Source organism: Pseudoalteromonas phenolica, assembly GCF_001444405.1.
In the GTDB taxonomy this organism is placed as follows: Bacteria; Pseudomonadota; Gammaproteobacteria; order Enterobacterales; family Alteromonadaceae; genus Pseudoalteromonas; species Pseudoalteromonas phenolica.
The window spans coordinates 20096-37009 of record NZ_CP013188.1 but is presented as its reverse complement, the minus strand read 5'-3'; the positions used below and the strand labels follow the sequence as shown (position 1 = coordinate 37009).

At 39.2% G+C, this 16914-nt stretch carries 14 protein-coding genes; 9 read left to right on the top strand and 5 right to left on the bottom strand.

Annotation, left to right across the window (positions count from 1 at the left end; genetic code table 11):
• Positions 1-22 precede the first annotated feature (22 nt).
• The 6 genes from katG to PP2015_RS17455 all read left to right on the top strand — a co-directional run bounded on the left by katG (position 23) and on the right by PP2015_RS17455 (position 10239).
• Complete coding sequence (gene katG, locus PP2015_RS17480; RefSeq protein WP_405127377.1) at positions 23-2281, top strand: catalase/peroxidase HPI; 2259 nt, start codon at positions 23-25, stop codon at positions 2279-2281.
• 122 nt (positions 2282-2403) lie between these two features.
• The gene (locus PP2015_RS17475) at positions 2404-3195 is read left to right on the top strand and encodes a transporter substrate-binding domain-containing protein (protein ID WP_058031718.1); all 792 of its coding nucleotides are present in this window, start codon (positions 2404-2406) and stop codon (positions 3193-3195) included.
• 364 nt (positions 3196-3559) lie between these two features.
• Positions 3560-5836, top strand: a complete 2277-nt coding sequence (locus PP2015_RS17470) for an aminotransferase class V-fold PLP-dependent enzyme (RefSeq protein ID WP_058031717.1) — start codon at positions 3560-3562, stop codon at positions 5834-5836.
• Positions 5837-6264: 428 nt separating this feature from the next.
• Positions 6265-8412: a prolyl oligopeptidase family serine peptidase gene (locus PP2015_RS17465; protein WP_058031716.1), complete on the top strand. Its 2148-nt coding sequence runs from the start codon at positions 6265-6267 to the stop codon at positions 8410-8412.
• A 201-nt stretch (positions 8413-8613) separates the two neighbouring features.
• Positions 8614-9423: an alpha/beta hydrolase gene (locus PP2015_RS17460; protein WP_058031715.1), complete on the top strand. Its 810-nt coding sequence runs from the start codon at positions 8614-8616 to the stop codon at positions 9421-9423.
• 9 nt (positions 9424-9432) lie between these two features.
• Entirely contained in the window at positions 9433-10239 is an 807-nt protein-coding gene (locus PP2015_RS17455; RefSeq protein WP_058031714.1) for an alpha/beta hydrolase family protein, read from the top strand.
• Between the two features lie 56 nt (positions 10240-10295).
• On the opposite strand, the gene PP2015_RS17450 is transcribed toward PP2015_RS17455, so the two are convergent.
• The 4 genes from PP2015_RS17450 to nhaR all read right to left on the bottom strand — a co-directional run bounded on the left by PP2015_RS17450 (position 10296) and on the right by nhaR (position 13669).
• Positions 10296-10664: a response regulator gene (locus PP2015_RS17450; protein WP_058031713.1), complete on the bottom strand. Its 369-nt coding sequence runs from the start codon at positions 10662-10664 to the stop codon at positions 10296-10298.
• A gap of 123 nt (positions 10665-10787) precedes the next feature.
• Positions 10788-11252 carry a GNAT family N-acetyltransferase gene (locus PP2015_RS17445; RefSeq protein ID WP_058031712.1) on the bottom strand — a complete coding sequence of 155 codons (465 nt, stop codon included), beginning with the start codon at positions 11250-11252 and terminating at the stop codon, positions 10788-10790.
• Positions 11253-11728: 476 nt separating this feature from the next.
• On the bottom strand, positions 11729-12691 hold the full coding sequence (locus tag PP2015_RS17440) for a class I SAM-dependent methyltransferase (protein ID WP_058031711.1): 963 nt from the start codon (positions 12689-12691) through the stop codon (positions 11729-11731).
• Positions 12692-12775: 84 nt separating this feature from the next.
• The gene (nhaR, locus tag PP2015_RS17435; protein ID WP_058031710.1) at positions 12776-13669 is read right to left on the bottom strand and encodes a transcriptional activator NhaR; all 894 of its coding nucleotides are present in this window, start codon (positions 13667-13669) and stop codon (positions 12776-12778) included.
• Between the two features lie 123 nt (positions 13670-13792).
• Between nhaR and PP2015_RS17430 the strand changes: the two genes are divergently transcribed.
• The 3 genes from PP2015_RS17430 (at position 13793) to PP2015_RS17420 (ending at position 15601) form a co-directional block, all read left to right on the top strand.
• Entirely contained in the window at positions 13793-14095 is a 303-nt protein-coding gene (locus PP2015_RS17430) for a hypothetical protein (protein ID WP_058031709.1), read from the top strand.
• Between the two features lie 138 nt (positions 14096-14233).
• Positions 14234-14647: an alternative ribosome rescue aminoacyl-tRNA hydrolase ArfB gene (gene arfB, locus PP2015_RS17425; RefSeq protein WP_058031708.1), complete on the top strand. Its 414-nt coding sequence runs from the start codon at positions 14234-14236 to the stop codon at positions 14645-14647.
• Between the two features lie 414 nt (positions 14648-15061).
• The gene (locus tag PP2015_RS17420) at positions 15062-15601 is read left to right on the top strand and encodes a hypothetical protein (protein WP_058031707.1); all 540 of its coding nucleotides are present in this window, start codon (positions 15062-15064) and stop codon (positions 15599-15601) included.
• Positions 15602-15693: 92 nt separating this feature from the next.
• Here the strand turns inward: PP2015_RS17420 and PP2015_RS17415 are convergent, their stop codons facing one another.
• On the bottom strand, positions 15694-16914 hold the full coding sequence (locus PP2015_RS17415; protein ID WP_058031706.1) for an ATP-binding protein: 1221 nt from the start codon (positions 16912-16914) through the stop codon (positions 15694-15696).

The following is a 16914-nucleotide window of genomic DNA, read 5'->3' as shown; positions in this document are numbered from 1 at the left end:
CCATACTCAGTTCCGAAAATCTATGCTGGCTACTCTTGTCGGCCTTAGCATCATCAGCTTGGGCGCGTGTGCAAGTTCATCTCAAATAAGTAAACCAAAGGGGGCGACAGGAAGCGGAAAAGTCGTCGCGGGTGCACCAAAATCAAATCAGTTCTGGTGGCCTGAACAGTTAGACCTTGCACCACTTAGAGATCATGATACTCGCTCAAACCCTCTAGGTGCAGACTTTAACTATGCCGACGCGTTTAATAATCTTGATATGGCTGCACTCAAAAGAGACATGAATGAGTTACTCACCACATCTCAAGATTGGTGGCCTGCAGACTGGGGAAATTATGGTCCATTGTTCATCCGCTTAGCTTGGCATAGTTCAGGGACATATCGCACACTAGATGGCCGAGGTGGCGGTGATGGTGGTCAAATGCGTTTTGATCCATTAAATAGCTGGCCTGATAACGGTAACCTTGATAAAGCAAAAAGACTTCTATGGCCCTTAAAGCAAAAATACGGTGAGAGTATATCTTGGGGTGACTTAATGATATTAGCCGGCACAGTCGGCCTTGAAAACATGGGCTTTAAAACCTATGGCTTTGCCGGCGGAAGAACCGATGACTGGGAGCCAGATCTTGTATATTGGGGCCCTGAAGTAGAAATGCTTGCCAGTGATCGTGAAGAGCGTGACGGTAAACTCCAACGCCCGCTAGGGGCAACTCATATGGGCCTTATTTATGTTAATCCCGAAGGTCCAAAAGGCAAGCCAGACCCTGTCGGCTCTGCGAAAAATATCCGTATAGCTTTTGGCCGTATGGCCATGAGCGATGAAGAAACTGTCGCGCTTATCGCTGGCGGTCACACTTTCGGAAAGATGCATGGCGCGCACAAAGCAGGTAAATGTGTTGGTAAAGAACCCGGAGCTGCAGCGATTGAAGAGCAGGGGTTAGGTTGGAAAAATAAATGTGGAAAAGGCCATTCTGAAGATACTGTAACCAGTGGTCTTGAAGGCGCATGGACACAAGCACCTACTCGATGGACAACCCTTTACTTACAAAACTTACTTAATTTCGAGTGGCAACAGACGCGAAGTCCTGGTGGTGCAATTCAATGGATCCCAACCGATGAATCACTACACACCTCTGTGCCTGATGCACATGTAAAAGGTAAATTTAACTCACCAGTTATGACAACCGCTGACTTGGCCCTCAAGTACGATCCAGACTATCGCAAAATAGCTGAGCGCTTCTTAGCAAACCCTGAAGAATATCGCCTTGAATTTGCTAAAGCTTGGTATAAGTTAACACATAGAGATATGGGCCCACGTACGCGTTATCTTGGAAATGAAGTCCCTAATGAAGAATTAATTTGGCAAGACCCAGTACCAACAGTTGACCACACACTTATCAACGCTAACGATATTCAGAGCTTAAAGCGCGATATTCTTCGCACAGGCTTAACAATCCCTCAGCTTATAAGAACAGCATGGGGCTCAGCAGCTAGCTTTAGAGCATCAGATATGCGAGGTGGCGCAAATGGTGCGCGTATTATGCTTGCACCACAAAAAGATTGGGAAGTGAATAACCCAGACGAACTGAGCATGGTGTTAAATAAACTTAAAACTGTTCAAACCAATTTTAATAGAAAAGCATCTGGCAGCACAAAAGTGTCTATGGCAGATATCATCGTACTTGGCGGTGCAGCAGCTGTTGAAAAGGCAGCTAACAATGCTGGTGTAACAGTGTCAATCCCCTTTACACCGGGAAGAACTGACGCCACACAAGCGCAGACAGATGTAACCTCGTTCTCGCTGCTAGAACCAAAAGCAGATGCTTTTAGAAACTACTTTAACAAACAAGAAAGCTATCGCTCACCAGCTGAAATGTTAGTTGATAAAGCAGAACAGTTAAATCTAACTGTGCCTGAAATGACCGCTTTAATTGGTGGCCTACGTGTATTAGGTGCCAACACTAATAACAGCTCTCATGGTGTATTTACAGATCAAGTCGGTACATTGAGCAACGACTTCTTTGTTAATTTGTTAGATATGTCTACGGTTTGGAAAAAATCATCTCAAGAAGGCTTATATGAAGGCTTTGATCGTAAGAGTGGACAAAAGCAATACACGGCTACTTCGGTAGACTTAATATTTGGTTCAAATTCAGAGTTAAGAGCAATTGCTGAAGTGTACGCTTATGACAATGCAAAACAAAAGTTTGCTGAAGACTTTGCTAAAGCTTGGCAAAAAGTAATGCAACTAGACCGCTTTGATTTAAGACATCAGCTATAAAGCTCACAAAGAGCAAGAGATACTCTCTTGCTCTTTTTGCATCAAATAGATCCAACTTTATAGAGTTAATATTCAAAATTAACTATAGTCTCTATAAAACAACCATCAATAGCACAACTGTGATGACTACATTCAACCTTTTCAGCATAGATACAAAGCACATATTATTCTCAAGTGTTCTACTTGGTTGTTGCTTTGCTTCATCACATAGTCATGCAGATGTCGTATTGAAGATTTGTCATGAAGCAAATAATTACCCTCCTTATTTCTATCAAAACAACAACCAATCAAAGGGCTTGCTAACTGATATCATCAAAACTGCTGCAAAAAAAGCCAATGTGGCAGTACAGTTTTATTCAAAACCTTGGAATCGGTGCCAAAAAGATGTGAAAACAGGCAAAAGCCATGCTTTATATGCCATGATAAGAACTCCTCTAAGAGCCAAAGAGTATGCTTTCCCAAGTAATCAGGATAGTCACCTTTGGAGTGCTTCTTACCCTATTTTTTTTAAAAGTTCATCTAAGTTTGAACTAGAAAACTATAAACCAAACCAAGGGCTTGGTGCTCCATTGGGGTATGTAGTTTGGCAGACATTGAATGAAAAAGGTTGGTTGAGTCCCTTCCAGTACGAACCTGCTCAGGGGCTTAAAATGGTGGCGCAGGGAAAGTTAGATGGCTATGTGGTAGAGCGGCTTATAGGCTTAAATTTACTGTTTGAAAACCATCTTCAAGAAGAGGTGACGTACAGTCAAAATCATTTATTAGACACAACTTGGTATTTACCATTTAATAAAAACTTTTATTTGAACAACCAAGTCCTAGTAGAAAATTTCTGGTTTGAACTGAACAATGCTCGAGCGCATTTAGAAAAAAAGCATAAGACACTAAGTAATAGAAAATCAAAGACCAATTAGGTTTTTGATTTTCTAAATAGCCCAAACCAAAAAACCAGCTCCAGTATTACAGCTAAAACAATAAAGAGCCCTGCACTTAATACAAACCCTAAAATGTAACAGCTTAATGCACCAAGAAATAAAACCAGTAATATCAAATTTTTTCTTTTCATTGTCACTAATGTACCTCGGTAAGTACTACTTCAAAAATAGATGCTCAATGAAACGAGGTCAATTTTAAAACAAACCATACCTCTCGACACATCAGTAACCCCTACAAACTTTATGGTTGAATAAGCACCAAAAACCCCTTAATATTCCTTTAAGTAATTAGATATAACAAAATGCAATATAGGCGCATTTTTATATAAATAAAGGCTATGTCATGACTGAGCAGCAGCAATTGAGTCAAATCTATCTTGATGCCAACGCAACCACTCCCGTATTACCTGCGGCCGCGCAAGCTGCGCTAGCAACCATGCAGACCCAATTTGGTAATCCCAGTAGTAGCCACATTACCGGTCTTCAAGCAAAGCAAATAATGGAACAAACCCGCAGTAAAGCACGTAAAGTAATCGGTGCTAGTAGCGGGCAAGTTATCTTTACCAGTGGTGCAACAGAAGGCATTCAAACGGCAATATTGTCTGCGCTTTATCAAGCAAAGCAGAGCTACAACTCTAATAAAAAGCCTTGTATTTTATATGGTGCAACCGAGCATAAAGCTGTACCTGAATCTCTAAAGCACTGGAATCATATTCTCGATATTCATTCAGAAATTAAAGCCATTCCCGTTGATAAGGATGGCATGTTAGATCTAGATTTTATCGCCAAAGAAGTATCAAATGCTTTAATGATCTGCACCATGGCAGTCAATAATGAAACCGGCGCAGAGCAAGACTTAAGCAAACTAGAAACCGTGATCAGAAGTAATAACCCTAATACATACTGGATGGTCGATTGCGTTCAGGCACTCGGTAAAGTTGAGCTGAAAATCGCTAATACCAGTATTGATTACGCGCCGTTTAGCGGCCATAAACTCTATGCCATGAAAGGCATCGGTTTTGTCTATATTCGTGAAAAAGCCCCTTTTACCCCATTTATCGCAGGAGGTGGGCAAGAGAGTGGGTTACGTTCAGGTACTGAAAACTTACCAGGTTTGGCTTCACTGAATGTTATTTTCGATGAGCTAATTGGGCAGGGTAGAGGGGTATTTGCGACTAAAGAAACACTGTGTGATTACCGCGACCAAATTGCCAAAGCATTAACAACGGCTTTTCCTACCATTGTATTTAACAATAACTTTGCATGCAGTGTCCCAACAACATTGAACTTCGCTATTCCAGGGTTTAGCGCCAAAGAGATCTTAGATTTGTTTGATGCAGCAAATATTCGAGTGAGCTCAGGTTCAGCCTGTAGCTCTAAAGTGACGGGCAGTTTCGTGCTTGATGCAATGGGGCTTCCCCAAACACAAAGTGAAGCCGCAATACGCCTATCTTTTGGCCCTGCAGCCACACAAGCAGAAATAGATGCAGCCTGTGAGCGTATTGCTTATTGCGCTAGAGCACTTGGCCATAGTTGCTTAGTAAATATGAATGATTTAGACAATAAGTCAAAACTCGATGGGTTAGTTCAGTTTAAAGTGGGTGGAAGTTGCTGTTGGTTATTTGTCGACAGTGAAAGCAAAGAAGCAGTTATTATTGAGCCGCTTGCAGAACTCACTCAGCGCTTATTAACAGTATTAGAATGCCAAGGTCTTAAATTAAGAGCGGTTATAGACACACATGGCCATGCCGATCACGCTTCAGCCAGAACGCAATTGTTAAATGATGAATTAAAAACCCAAAAAACTGATCACTTAGGCTGGCCTGCACAGTGCAACGTTGTAACAGTCGATATGCTTACTTTGCCATTTATCGATGTAGGGAAATTCGCCTTAGTCAAAATTGCCACGCCAGGCCATACACAAGACAGTATTTCCTTGGCGCTTTGCCACAAAGCAGAGTTAAAGGCGGGGAAATTCAATAGCCTTTATACCTTTTGTGGTGATTTAATTTTAATGGGCACACTTGGCAGAACAAACTTTGAAAGCAGCGATGCCTCTCAAATGTATCAATCATTACAGTTGCTAAGCGGCTTATTAGAACAAGATAGCCTACTTTGCCCTAGCCATGACTATAACAATGAGTTTGTCACAACTTTAAATGCAGAAACGCAGCGTAATCAGTTATTAGCAGACGTTGTAAGTGTGCGTATACCCGTTGCAGATTTTATGAAGAAAAAGGCAAAGCTCGATAGCCATATTCACGATCAAGCCAACCAAGAAATTATGTGTGGCGCGCTGACTTCTTGCTCACAAAATCATAGCTTCTTAGAATTAAATAATGACGCCTTACAAGCTCATCTAGACGACACCAAGGATGTACAACTGATTGATATTCGTGAGCCACATGAATATGCACTCAATCATGCACAACAATTTGATAAAAATGTGCCATTAACCAGGCTTGCAAACTTTATTGGCCTACAACGACTAAACAAAAATCAACCTTTGGTACTTGTATGCCGCAGTGGCAGTCGCTCTTCTGTTGCTGCACAAACGCTAGTTCGACTTGGTTTTGAGCATGTGGCGCATTTAAAAGGTGGCTACGCCTTAGCACAGTAATCTCTGCATTCCCCAAAAGTGATGAGCAATAAAGTGCTCATCGCTTTGTTAACCCCCTTTACAGTTTTCTTTTTCTAAGTAAATCAATGTTAACAAGAATATATGTTATTGATTTATATAAAATAGTTTCATCTCATCTTACTTCTCAGTATTTATTACTAGTGATACTATCACTTAAATCTAGCCTTCTAGCGCTCTTTTTTATGTGGTTACTAGGTTGGCAATGGTGAAAACTTCGATTTTTTTATTTTAATTTAATTCAAAGCAATATTTGAGAAACGGTTTTTTACGCAAAAAACTAGCGTTTCAGCGTTGAGTTACAGTCAAAAATAGCAAAAACCAACTATTTGCTCTCCCATAAAAATAGATGAATTTTGCAGAAAATATTAAATATCGAAATGAATTATAAAACGAACAAGGGATACACTATGCTAAAGCAAGCACTAGCACTGTCTGTGGCAATCGCACTGACAGGCTGTAATAGCTCAAACGAACAAGTTGATTCAAACGTGGCAATACAAAATAAAACGCAAGTTTCTTACCCTGATACACGTAAAGATAACGTGGTAGATACTTATTTCGGTCAACAAATTGCTGATCCATACCGTTGGTTAGAAGATGATATGAGTGCAGAAACGGCTGAGTGGGTAAAAGCGCAAAATAACACAACGTTTGATTACCTAGCGAATATCCCTTATCGCGATCAAATTAAAGAAACCTTAACCGAGTTAATGGATTTCGAAAAAATCGGCACACCATTTAAAAAAGGCAAATATACTTATTTCTATAAAAATGATGGTCTACAAAATCAATATGTTCTTTATCGCCAACTTGAAGAGGGCGAGCCTGAAGTATTTTTAGATCCAAATACTTTCAGTGAAGATGGAACAACTTCTCTAGCAGGCATTAGCTTTACTGAAGACGGTTCACTGGTTGCTTACCAAATTTCAGAAGGTGGTAGTGACTGGCGTAAGGTCATTGTATTAGACACTGAAACTAAAAAACAAATTGGTGAAACTTTAGTAGATGTGAAATTCAGTGGCATTTCTTGGTACGGTAATGAAGGTTTTTATTACTCAAGCTACGACAAACCAAAAGGCAGTGAGTTATCAGCAAAAACTGATCAGCACAAAGTATATTACCACCAACTAAATACGCCTCAGTCAGCCGATAAAGTGATTTATGGCGCAACAGCAAGCGAAAAACATCGTTATGTTGGCGCGAGCGTTACCAAAGATAAACATTATCTTATTATTTCTGCCAGCGTTTCAACTTCAGGCAACAAGTTATTCATCAAAGACTTAACTAAGCCAAACAGTAAGCTAGTTACTATCCTTGATCACACCAATTCAGACACATATGTGATGGATAGCGAAGGCAGTAAATTAACCTTAGTAACGAACCTCAACGCACCGAATAAGCGTATTGTTACTGTTGATGCAAGCAACCCTACACCAGCTAACTGGCAAGACCTTATTTCAGAAACTGAAAATGTACTAAGCCCGAGTATGGGGGGTGGCTTTATCTTTGCAAGATACATGGTTGATGCCGTATCTAAAGTAAAGCAATTTGATAAAAAAGGTAATTTAGTTCGTACGATTGAACTACCTGGTGTGGGCACAGCTTACGGCTTTGGTGGTGAGAAAGATGACGAAGTTTTATACTATGCTTTCAGTAACTACAAAACACCAACCACGTCTTATAAGTTAGATATCAAATCAGGTAAATCTGAAGTTTATCAAAAACCTGAAATTAACTTTGACCCAGATAACTACGAATCAAAACAAGTATTCTACACCTCAAAAGACGGCACTAAAGTGCCTATGATCATCACTTACAAGAAAGGCTTAGAACTTGATGGTTCAAACCCAACGATTCTGTATGGTTACGGTGGTTTTAACGTCAGTCTTACGCCTTCATTCAGCTCTTCTCGTGCTGCATGGTTAAAAATGGGTGGTGTTTACGCGGTAGCAAATATTCGTGGTGGTGGTGAATATGGTAAAAACTGGCACAAAGCAGGTACGCAGCTTCAGAAGCAAAATGTATTTGATGACTTTATTGCCGCAGCTGAATACCTAATCGACAAAGACTATACGTCAAGTAAGAAGCTTGCTCTGAATGGCGGTTCTAATGGTGGCCTATTAGTCGGTGCTGTCATGACGCAGCGTCCAGAGCTATTTAAAGTTGCACTGCCAGCAGTTGGTGTACTTGATATGCTGAGATATCACACTTTCACAGCAGGTGCAGGTTGGGCCTATGACTACGGCACAGCAGATCAAAGCAAAGAAATGTTCAAGTACCTTAAAAACTACTCGCCAGTGCATAATGTTAAAGCGGGTGTGCAGTACCCTGCGACACTTGTAACAACAGGCGATCATGATGACCGTGTTGTACCTGCTCACTCTTACAAGTTTGTAGCAGAACTGCAAGACAAGCAAACGGGTTCTAACCCGACGCTTATTCGTATTGAAACGAATGCAGGTCACGGTGCAGGTACACCTACGAGCAAGATCATCGACCAATACGCCGATATCTTTGGGTTCACATTACATAATATGGGTGTGACTAAGCTTTAACACTGCTAATCACCTATTTATCCTTTGTAAAATCCGGTATGTCCCAATACCGGATTTTTTATTTATAAGCTCTTACAAATTATTGTAAAAGCTTTAATAGTCATAAAAACTTACAACTGTTTGCTCGAATAACATACATGCTCCTTGTAATATTTGCTTCAGATATACGTTCACTGAATCATGCGTGTAAGGAGCACCGCTGTGAAACCAATCTTGACCTCCCTGATTGTTACTTCATTGATGACATCACTTAGCACTTTCGCAAAACAAACATGTATAGATATTGAAAATGAAGTTTGGTCCAATAACCAATGCACAAAAATCGAAACTTATAAAAGTACACAATTAACGTCTTCCCCTGCATTGGCCATTATTCTCCATGGTGACGCACATAATTATCAGCCAGCCGAGCAGTATCGAATTGCACAAAAACTCGCATCTCAACAAAAAAATGTTGTTGCTGTTGGCATGTTAAGACCTGGTTATACCGATGATTGGGGAAGAACATCTGATGGACGTCTTGGAGACACTGTTGGTGACAATTATGATGATGAAACCATTAAACAGATTGCTTTAGCAATCCAAGCTTTAAAACAGCAACATAATGCTAGCAAAGTTGTGGTACTTGGCCATTATGGCGGTGCAACAATTCTAGGAAGACTCTTGGGCATATATCCAAACTTAGTAGACAGTGCAGTACTGGCATCTTGTAATTGCAATATAAATGCTTGGCGAGCAACGCTTTATGAAAGGTTGAAGTTAGATGTCTTAAAAGATGATTTAAAAACTAAAACTCCCATGGAGTTGGCTAAGCAAGTTTCAGATAAAACCACAATTTCTTTAATTGTTGGTAAAGATGATGAGCGCACAGGCCCTCGTTATTCTCGAGAATACTATGATTCTCTTAAACAACATGGCAAGCAGGTATCCCTGCAACTTATTGATGGCAACCATTACATTTTCAATAACGACATTGTTCTAAACACTGTTAGTAACGCTTTAAAGTTATAAGGAGTAATTATGAAATATATCTTTTTTATCACAGGTATATTATTTAGCCTGTTACCTACTCAAAAAGCGCTCGCAAAATCAGCATGTAGTAACATTGATCGTGAAGTTTTGGTTGGTGAGCTATGTACCAAGATTGAAACTTATAAGAGTCAAGAAAATTCAGATAACCCAACTCTAGTCATTGCCCTTCATGGCGACAGTGCATTTATTCGACCTTTTGTTCAAAACCGTGTTGCTCAAAAAATTGTTGAGAGTAATGACAATGTGATTGCAGTCGGCATGCTACGACCTGGCTACAAAGATGATTTTGGAAGAAAGTCAGATGGAGAAATGGGCTTAACGGTAGGTGACAATTATGATGACGTTAGAGTAAAGCAAATCACTGACGCGATTAAGTCCTTAAAACATATTCATAAAGCAGGAAAAGTAGTCTTAATTGGACATTCCGGTGGCGCAGCAATAACAACGCGAATAATTGGGCTTTATCCAAACTTAATTAATCATGCGATTGCCATTTCATGCCCTTGTGATATTAATGCATGGCGAAAAGACATGCTACTGCGCAACGAATATGAACCTTTCAGGGGTGACTTGCCAATCTCTTCTCCTATTGAGCTAGCAGCAAACGTCTCAGATAAAACCAAGATCAGCTTACTGGTTGCAAAAATGGATGATGTAACTAAGCCATATTTGACCAAACAGTATTACAGGGAATTAAAGAAGCATGGAAAAAATGTAGAAATGAAGATTATCGAAGGCGGTCATAATATTTTTCAAACGAATGCTGCAATGGAGATAATCAGTAAAGCCTTATAAAATTATTGCACAAAACACAGGGTATCGCTTTTAAAAGTGATACCTCTTTATATTTTTTAAACCGCTTCTCTTAGCCTTGATAGCTGCTTTTCAAGAGTTTGTAAGTTGAAAGGTTTCAAAATAAAGCCACTGACTTTTTCTAATAAAGCCTGCTGCACTTTTTGTTTATCACTTTCGCAAGTTACCATTATCACAGGCGTGTCTTTTAATTTTTGATCATTTCGGATCGACTTAAGTAACTGCTGCCCGTCCATTTTAGGCATGTTAAGATCTGTGATCACCAGATCATAAGAAGTATTCTTAAGCATACTAAGTGCTTGAAAACCATCGACAGCTTCATCTAAGTGTTCGAACCCCACATGCCTTAACATGTTCATCATCACATGTCGCATAGCGGCCATATCATCAACAACAAGTACTTTCATCGTCAAGAGTCTCCTTACTTAAAACAGAATAATCATAATAAAGATAGAACACAGGGGTGGAAATTACTGCAAAAAATAAAATATCGCTATTACAGATGCTTACAAATAATTGCCTAATACGACTTACACTTTATTAAGCGGGAGCTCCATAAATACACTTAATGGATTGTCTCGGTACAGACCAAAACGTTCACAGCGCTTAAAACCCAAACTTTCGTACAAGCTAATCGCCTCAGCTTGTTTACTACCCGTTTCAAGACGCATAAGCGGTATTTGAGCTTCTCCAGCATAATGAAGTAACGTTTGCATAATGCGTTTAGATAGCCCTTTGCCACGATAAGCCGGCTTCACGTATAAACGTTTCAGCTCACCATATAGTGTTTTATCAAACTGTTTTACAATGGCACCACAGGCAACAATGCCATCTTCGTTTTGTAACCCGATCGCGCGCACATTAGGTTGGCGAAGTTCAGACAAATCCAAAGATTGGTCGCTGGCAATAGGGTAAAGTGTATTCATCAGCCGATCGATCTCCGCAAATAACTCGATTGCATTTGGATCTTCTGGGTTTAAATCGACTAATTGCATAATACGCCAAATCCTATTTGATATCTAAAAGCAGCCATAAACTATACCTGCTAGATTAAAATGAACAAGTTAATTTAACCGATATAAACAACTATTTAACTTAAAAATTAATATAGATCAGAAAGCTCAATCATATAGCTCTGGCCTAGTGAATCAAATAATAAGTTAACCACGTTAGTAAAATTTTGATCTCAAGAAAAAATACAACGTCTCGAGTTGGTAAAATTTCGGTTTATCAGACTTTTTTGACCCTCCCTTATTTAGATTAATTCAATTTAAATCTCAAAATAAGGTTATTTTTTTCATCTTAAAAGTACAATTCAGCCTAAATCTCTAGAATAAAAATAAGAAAAGCAGATTTAGACTTTAAGCACAAACAATTTGCTATCAAAAGTTTGAGTTGGAAAAATCATGATCTATTACTTTAAAATGGAGTGTAAAGCCCCTTTACACTCCATTTATAGTTGATTTAAAGCTTAAGATAAGACTTCAACATCACCTGGGTTTCCATCAAAAACAAACAATAAACTTTTTAGGCTGGCTTCTGGGTCACTATCAATGAACTCAGGTGGATTTTCTAAACGACGCAAATAACGCATTGAAGGTGCATGCTCCGCCATTTCGTCAATTAAAAATTGAGAAGAGAGATCAGGGTCATTCACGCAAGCTAGCACTTGCCCGTCTTCGCTGAGTAACTCATGTAAACGGCGTAAAATCTTTTTATAATCTTTGGTCAGTGCAAAACTGCCTTTTTGAAAACTCGGTGGGTCGATGATAATTAAGTCATATGGGCCGAACTTTTTGACTTTCCCCCAAGATTTAAATAAGTCATACCCTAAAAAACGGACTTGTCTTAAATCATGCTCATTTAACTGATGATTCACCCTACCTTTTGATAGTGCCGCTTTAGCCATATCAAGATTAACAACACTTTGAGCCCCTCCAGCAACAGCAGCAACTGAAAACCCACAGGTATAAGAAAAAAGATTTAAAACACGCTTATTTTGACTGTTTTCTAATACCCATTTACGGCCATAACGCATATCTAAAAATAACCCGTTATTTTGTTTTTGGCCTAAATCGAGCTGAAATTTTAATTTATTTTCAACGACATTCTGGCGCTCAGTTAACTCACCAAAAATCACTTCTATTGGTGAATTCATCCTAAATCTATACTGGAGCAAAACACTTTTTACTTGCGTTTTCCATGCATCTATCTGCAACCAGGACGCAATATGCTGTTTTAGCACTGACAAGAAGTCTTCATTCACTTCTTTGAAAATTGAAATCAATATTTGTCCATCAAGCCAGTCAATAGTCAATTGCTCAAGCCCCTCAAACGCCTTTCCACGACCATGAAATAAGCGCCTCACTTCATTAGGTAACGGAGAAATACTAGCAAGATGAGAATCAAGAAATGAGAGTGCTGAGGACTGCATAATGGGCTCAAAAAAGTAAATGGGGGCGTATTGTACTCACAAAAGTACAAAGCCCCTAATTTCTTTAATTTTAGGCTTATAACATCAGCAGCTTTGTGCGTTTTTCACAAACTCCGAGTAAATTGAATCTTTAATTAATCTATCAGGTGTAAACGCATAATAATGCTGATAGACATTTTCAATTGAACCTAAATAAGTCACATCAAGTGCTTTTTCGATTTCCTGCTTAATTGACAATGGCGCAGGGAAGATGCCAAAACCTTGCTCACCAAGTGCTTTCATTAATGCACTGTCATCAACATGACCCGCTACAGATACTTCTAGCTCTAGGTCTTCTAACCAAAATTTAATCGCGTTTGTCACCGGGCTGGTTTTAGCTGGTAAAATCACTGGTAGCTCGCTTAAGAGGTTAGGGAATTGAGTTTGAACACTACTTTGTAAGCTGGCTTTACCAAAAAAGCCCAGTTGGCTCTTTCCTATCTCATGACAAAAAGCTTTAAACGGCAGACTACTATCTAATGGCTTATCAGCTAATACTAGATCAAGCTTGTGCGTGGCCATTTGCGCCAATAGCTCAGCTTGCTGACCGTCAATACAATGTAAATTCGAAATACGTTCGTTTTCAATCAGAGGTGCTAGCCATTTAGATACCAAGGACTTTGGTAAAGAATCGGAGATACCTACTCTGAGCGTTTTAGAGACATTACTCATATCACCCTGCGTAGTTTCAAGCCATTCTTCGGCAATGGCAAACATATCGTCAGCATATTGTTTCGTCACTTGACCAAACTCAGTTAGTCGTAAACCTCGCCCTTCACGTAAAAATAATGGTTTACCGAGTCTATGTTCAAGACTGGTAATTTGCGCACTGACCGTTTGTGGTGTCAGATGTAACACTTTACTGGCTGCCGCGATGCTGCCATGGCGGCTTACTTGCCAAAAGTAATAAAGGTGGTTGTAATTTATGTTGGTAATCATTCGATTTCACCGAACCCTAAGTAAGATTTAATCAGCTTTTTTCTTTTCTATTACATTAGTAGATTAATTCCATCGCTGCAATATATCGCGATAAAACTTTATAAACTGATTGGAATTTAAACGATGAAACTGATTTTGACGCTACAAGATAAATTGCAAAATGCTGCGACAAAAATGCAAATTTCACGACTAGTGAATAGCAAACTGTCTAAGTACAGTAAAAACATCCGTAAAATTACTATCAATGTAAAAGACATACATCACGATCAAGCCATCAGCATGAAGCAATGCAGTATCGAATTATTGTTACCGGGCTTGCCGAGTATGCAGATAAAAGCCAAGGGTAAAGACTTATTACAAGCAACAAAACGCGCACTTCAATATTCACAACAACAATTAGCGCATAAGTACCAGCTAGGCCATTAATTCCCAAGCACTTGCCATGGCAAGGATGCCGTGATTTATCTTAAACAATTGCTTGTAACCAACATTTCTTCAAAACTGCAAACATCTACAGCTGGCATGTTAAACTCTCGATATTAATTAGATACCAAGAGTAGTGATATGTTAACTTTATCAAACAATGTTGAAATTCCAGCTTGGCAATTAGAGTTCAGCGCGATCCGCGCCCAAGGCGCAGGCGGTCAAAACGTCAATAAAGTATCAACCGCCATTCATTTAAAGTTCGATATTAAACGTTCATCACTGCCACAATTTTACAAAGAAAGACTGCTCGCGTTAAAAGACTCCAGGATCACCAAAGAGGGGGTTATCGTCATAAAGGCGCAATCTCATCGTAGCCAAGAAATGAATAAAGAGGAGTCATTGGAGCGCTTAAAAGCCCTTATTTTAAATGCCATTAAAGTTCAAAAGGCACGAAGAGATACAAAACCTACTCGCAGCTCACAACGAAAACGCGTCGATAGCAAAGTCAAAAAAGGTCAAACAAAACAGCTTCGCAAGCGAGTTGATTATTAGTACAAATCTTCAACAATAGTTGCTCTTTTCTAGGGACTAATACCAATACTCAATCATTTTGAGGCACTAAAACTAACGCTAGCTTCGTTAAAAATTTCTTAATTACGACTGCATAGATGCAGAAGATAGAGCTATGCAGGAGCGATAATAAAGAACAACTAAATAGCAAAATTTTCGCTTTACCAACATGAGTGTGGGTATCTCAGCGTTAGTAGGAAGCGTGAGCGATTTTATCGGCAAATTTTATTATCTTTAAAATAACTGTCTCAATTAAGTGGATGGGTATAAAAACAGTCCTTGCACCCATTTTAGATATTATTTATTGCAGATAACAGGTAAATTGTTTAATAATAACGCATTCAAAAGTCTGTACTTTTGAACTTTAAGGTAAGCCAAAAACGACTAGGACGAAATATGAAAACTCAACTCGCGTTATTATTCACCGCTATTACGGCACTATCAGGCTGTTCAACAACAACTGTTGAACGAACTGTAAAAGACGGCGTTAACGGTGCAATAAACGGTATCCTTGGTTCTACAAGCCCATCAGCTCCTGTAACAAACACACCTAATCAATCTGGTAATTATTCGGTAAAACGTGAAAAGATTTACATACTCGATGCCAAAAAAACATCAAGAGATTATGGTCAAACAACAATTAGTAAATCTGAGCGTAACCCAAATGAAAAGACAAGACTCACAGTAGAGCGCTCTTTTCACCCTCGCATTGGTAACGTCGCATTCGAAGCTTACTTATATGAGTATTCACCAGAAGGCTGGTTAATTAATACAAGAACTAAATTTGATACAACTTTTAATGAAAATATTACGCTGCCAGCGGGAAAGTATTACATTAAAGCGCAAACCAGAGGTGTTGACAGAAAATCCTATGCAACAGGTACGATTACCATTGATCCGTTCGTAACAAATTACATCACTTTAGAATTTGAATAATTTGTACTAACAACAAAGGCCTTACTTGAGGCCTTTGTTGTTTTCAAAACCATTTCTAAATCTTTAAATTTAAACATCTTTTCCCGTCTATTTTATTTTGGCAAGGTAATCTCAAAACTCGCGCCGCCAAGTTTACTTTTCGCTACCACGCATTGTCCTTTATGCCAACTCACAATTTTTTTCACAATGGCCAAACCAAGCCCATAACCACCAAGGTGCTTATTACGACTCTTTTCTAATCGAACAAAAGGCATAAATACCGTCTCATATTGGTCTTCAGCTATCCCTTCCCCATCATCGTCAATCTTAATAAAAATGTGCTGCTCAACCTCTATGAGAGATACATCAATTCTGTTAGAACCATATTTATCAGCATTTTGCAGCAAATTTTGTAGTACACGGGCAAGGTAGTGCGCATTGGCATTGACTAGCACACCTGATGAAATAGACGTGGTAATTTCTTTACCACTGAGCCCTTGTAGCTTATCAAGTTGCGCCAGCAATAACTCTGATAGATTAAACTCTTCACAACTTAACTGCTCTCCAGCGATTTCTAAACGCGCGTAACTAAGCATTTCGTCGATTAATGATTCCATCTCTTGTACATCTTGTTGCATACCTGAAACTTGCTCAGGCTGTGTACTTTGTAACATCGCCAAAGCAAATTTTAATCTCGCAAGCGGAGTACGAAGCTCATGAGAAACAGCATTGACGAGCTGCTTTTGATCAGTCATCAAGTTAGCAACTTTTTGCGCCATGATATGAAATTGCTCGGTGAGATCAGAAATGGCAGAAAAGCGAGAAGTTTTACGCTCAACGTTTAAGTTACCTTGCGCTAATTGCTCTGTAACACGTTTAAACTGCATCAGATCTAGCCACAAAGGTCGTAACCAAACAATCAATAATAGTCCTAGCACTAAGAAAGAAATGAATTTGAAAAGGTATAGCTTATTTGAGGCTGGTTCTGAAGGTAAAAATGGTCCAAGTTGAACTAGGGTATAATTATCTAAAAGTAAAAAACTCAATAATGCTTGGCCCTGTGCATTATAAGTAGTCAATACTTCACCATTTAATAATTGAGTGCGTTGCTCGTCTAACCATGCAATGCTATCAATATCTAACCCTTGATAGCTCGCTTGTAACTGTTCAGGCGTTGTAATGTGTGCCTGCATCACATGAGCGACCTGCTTGGCATGACGAAGTTCATCTGGCGCGTGTGTTACCCAATTTTGCCAAACATAGTCACTGGCTTGATTGATTACAACAATACTGGTGATCACCACCAAGTAAAGGCTAATTAAGAGACGAACCAT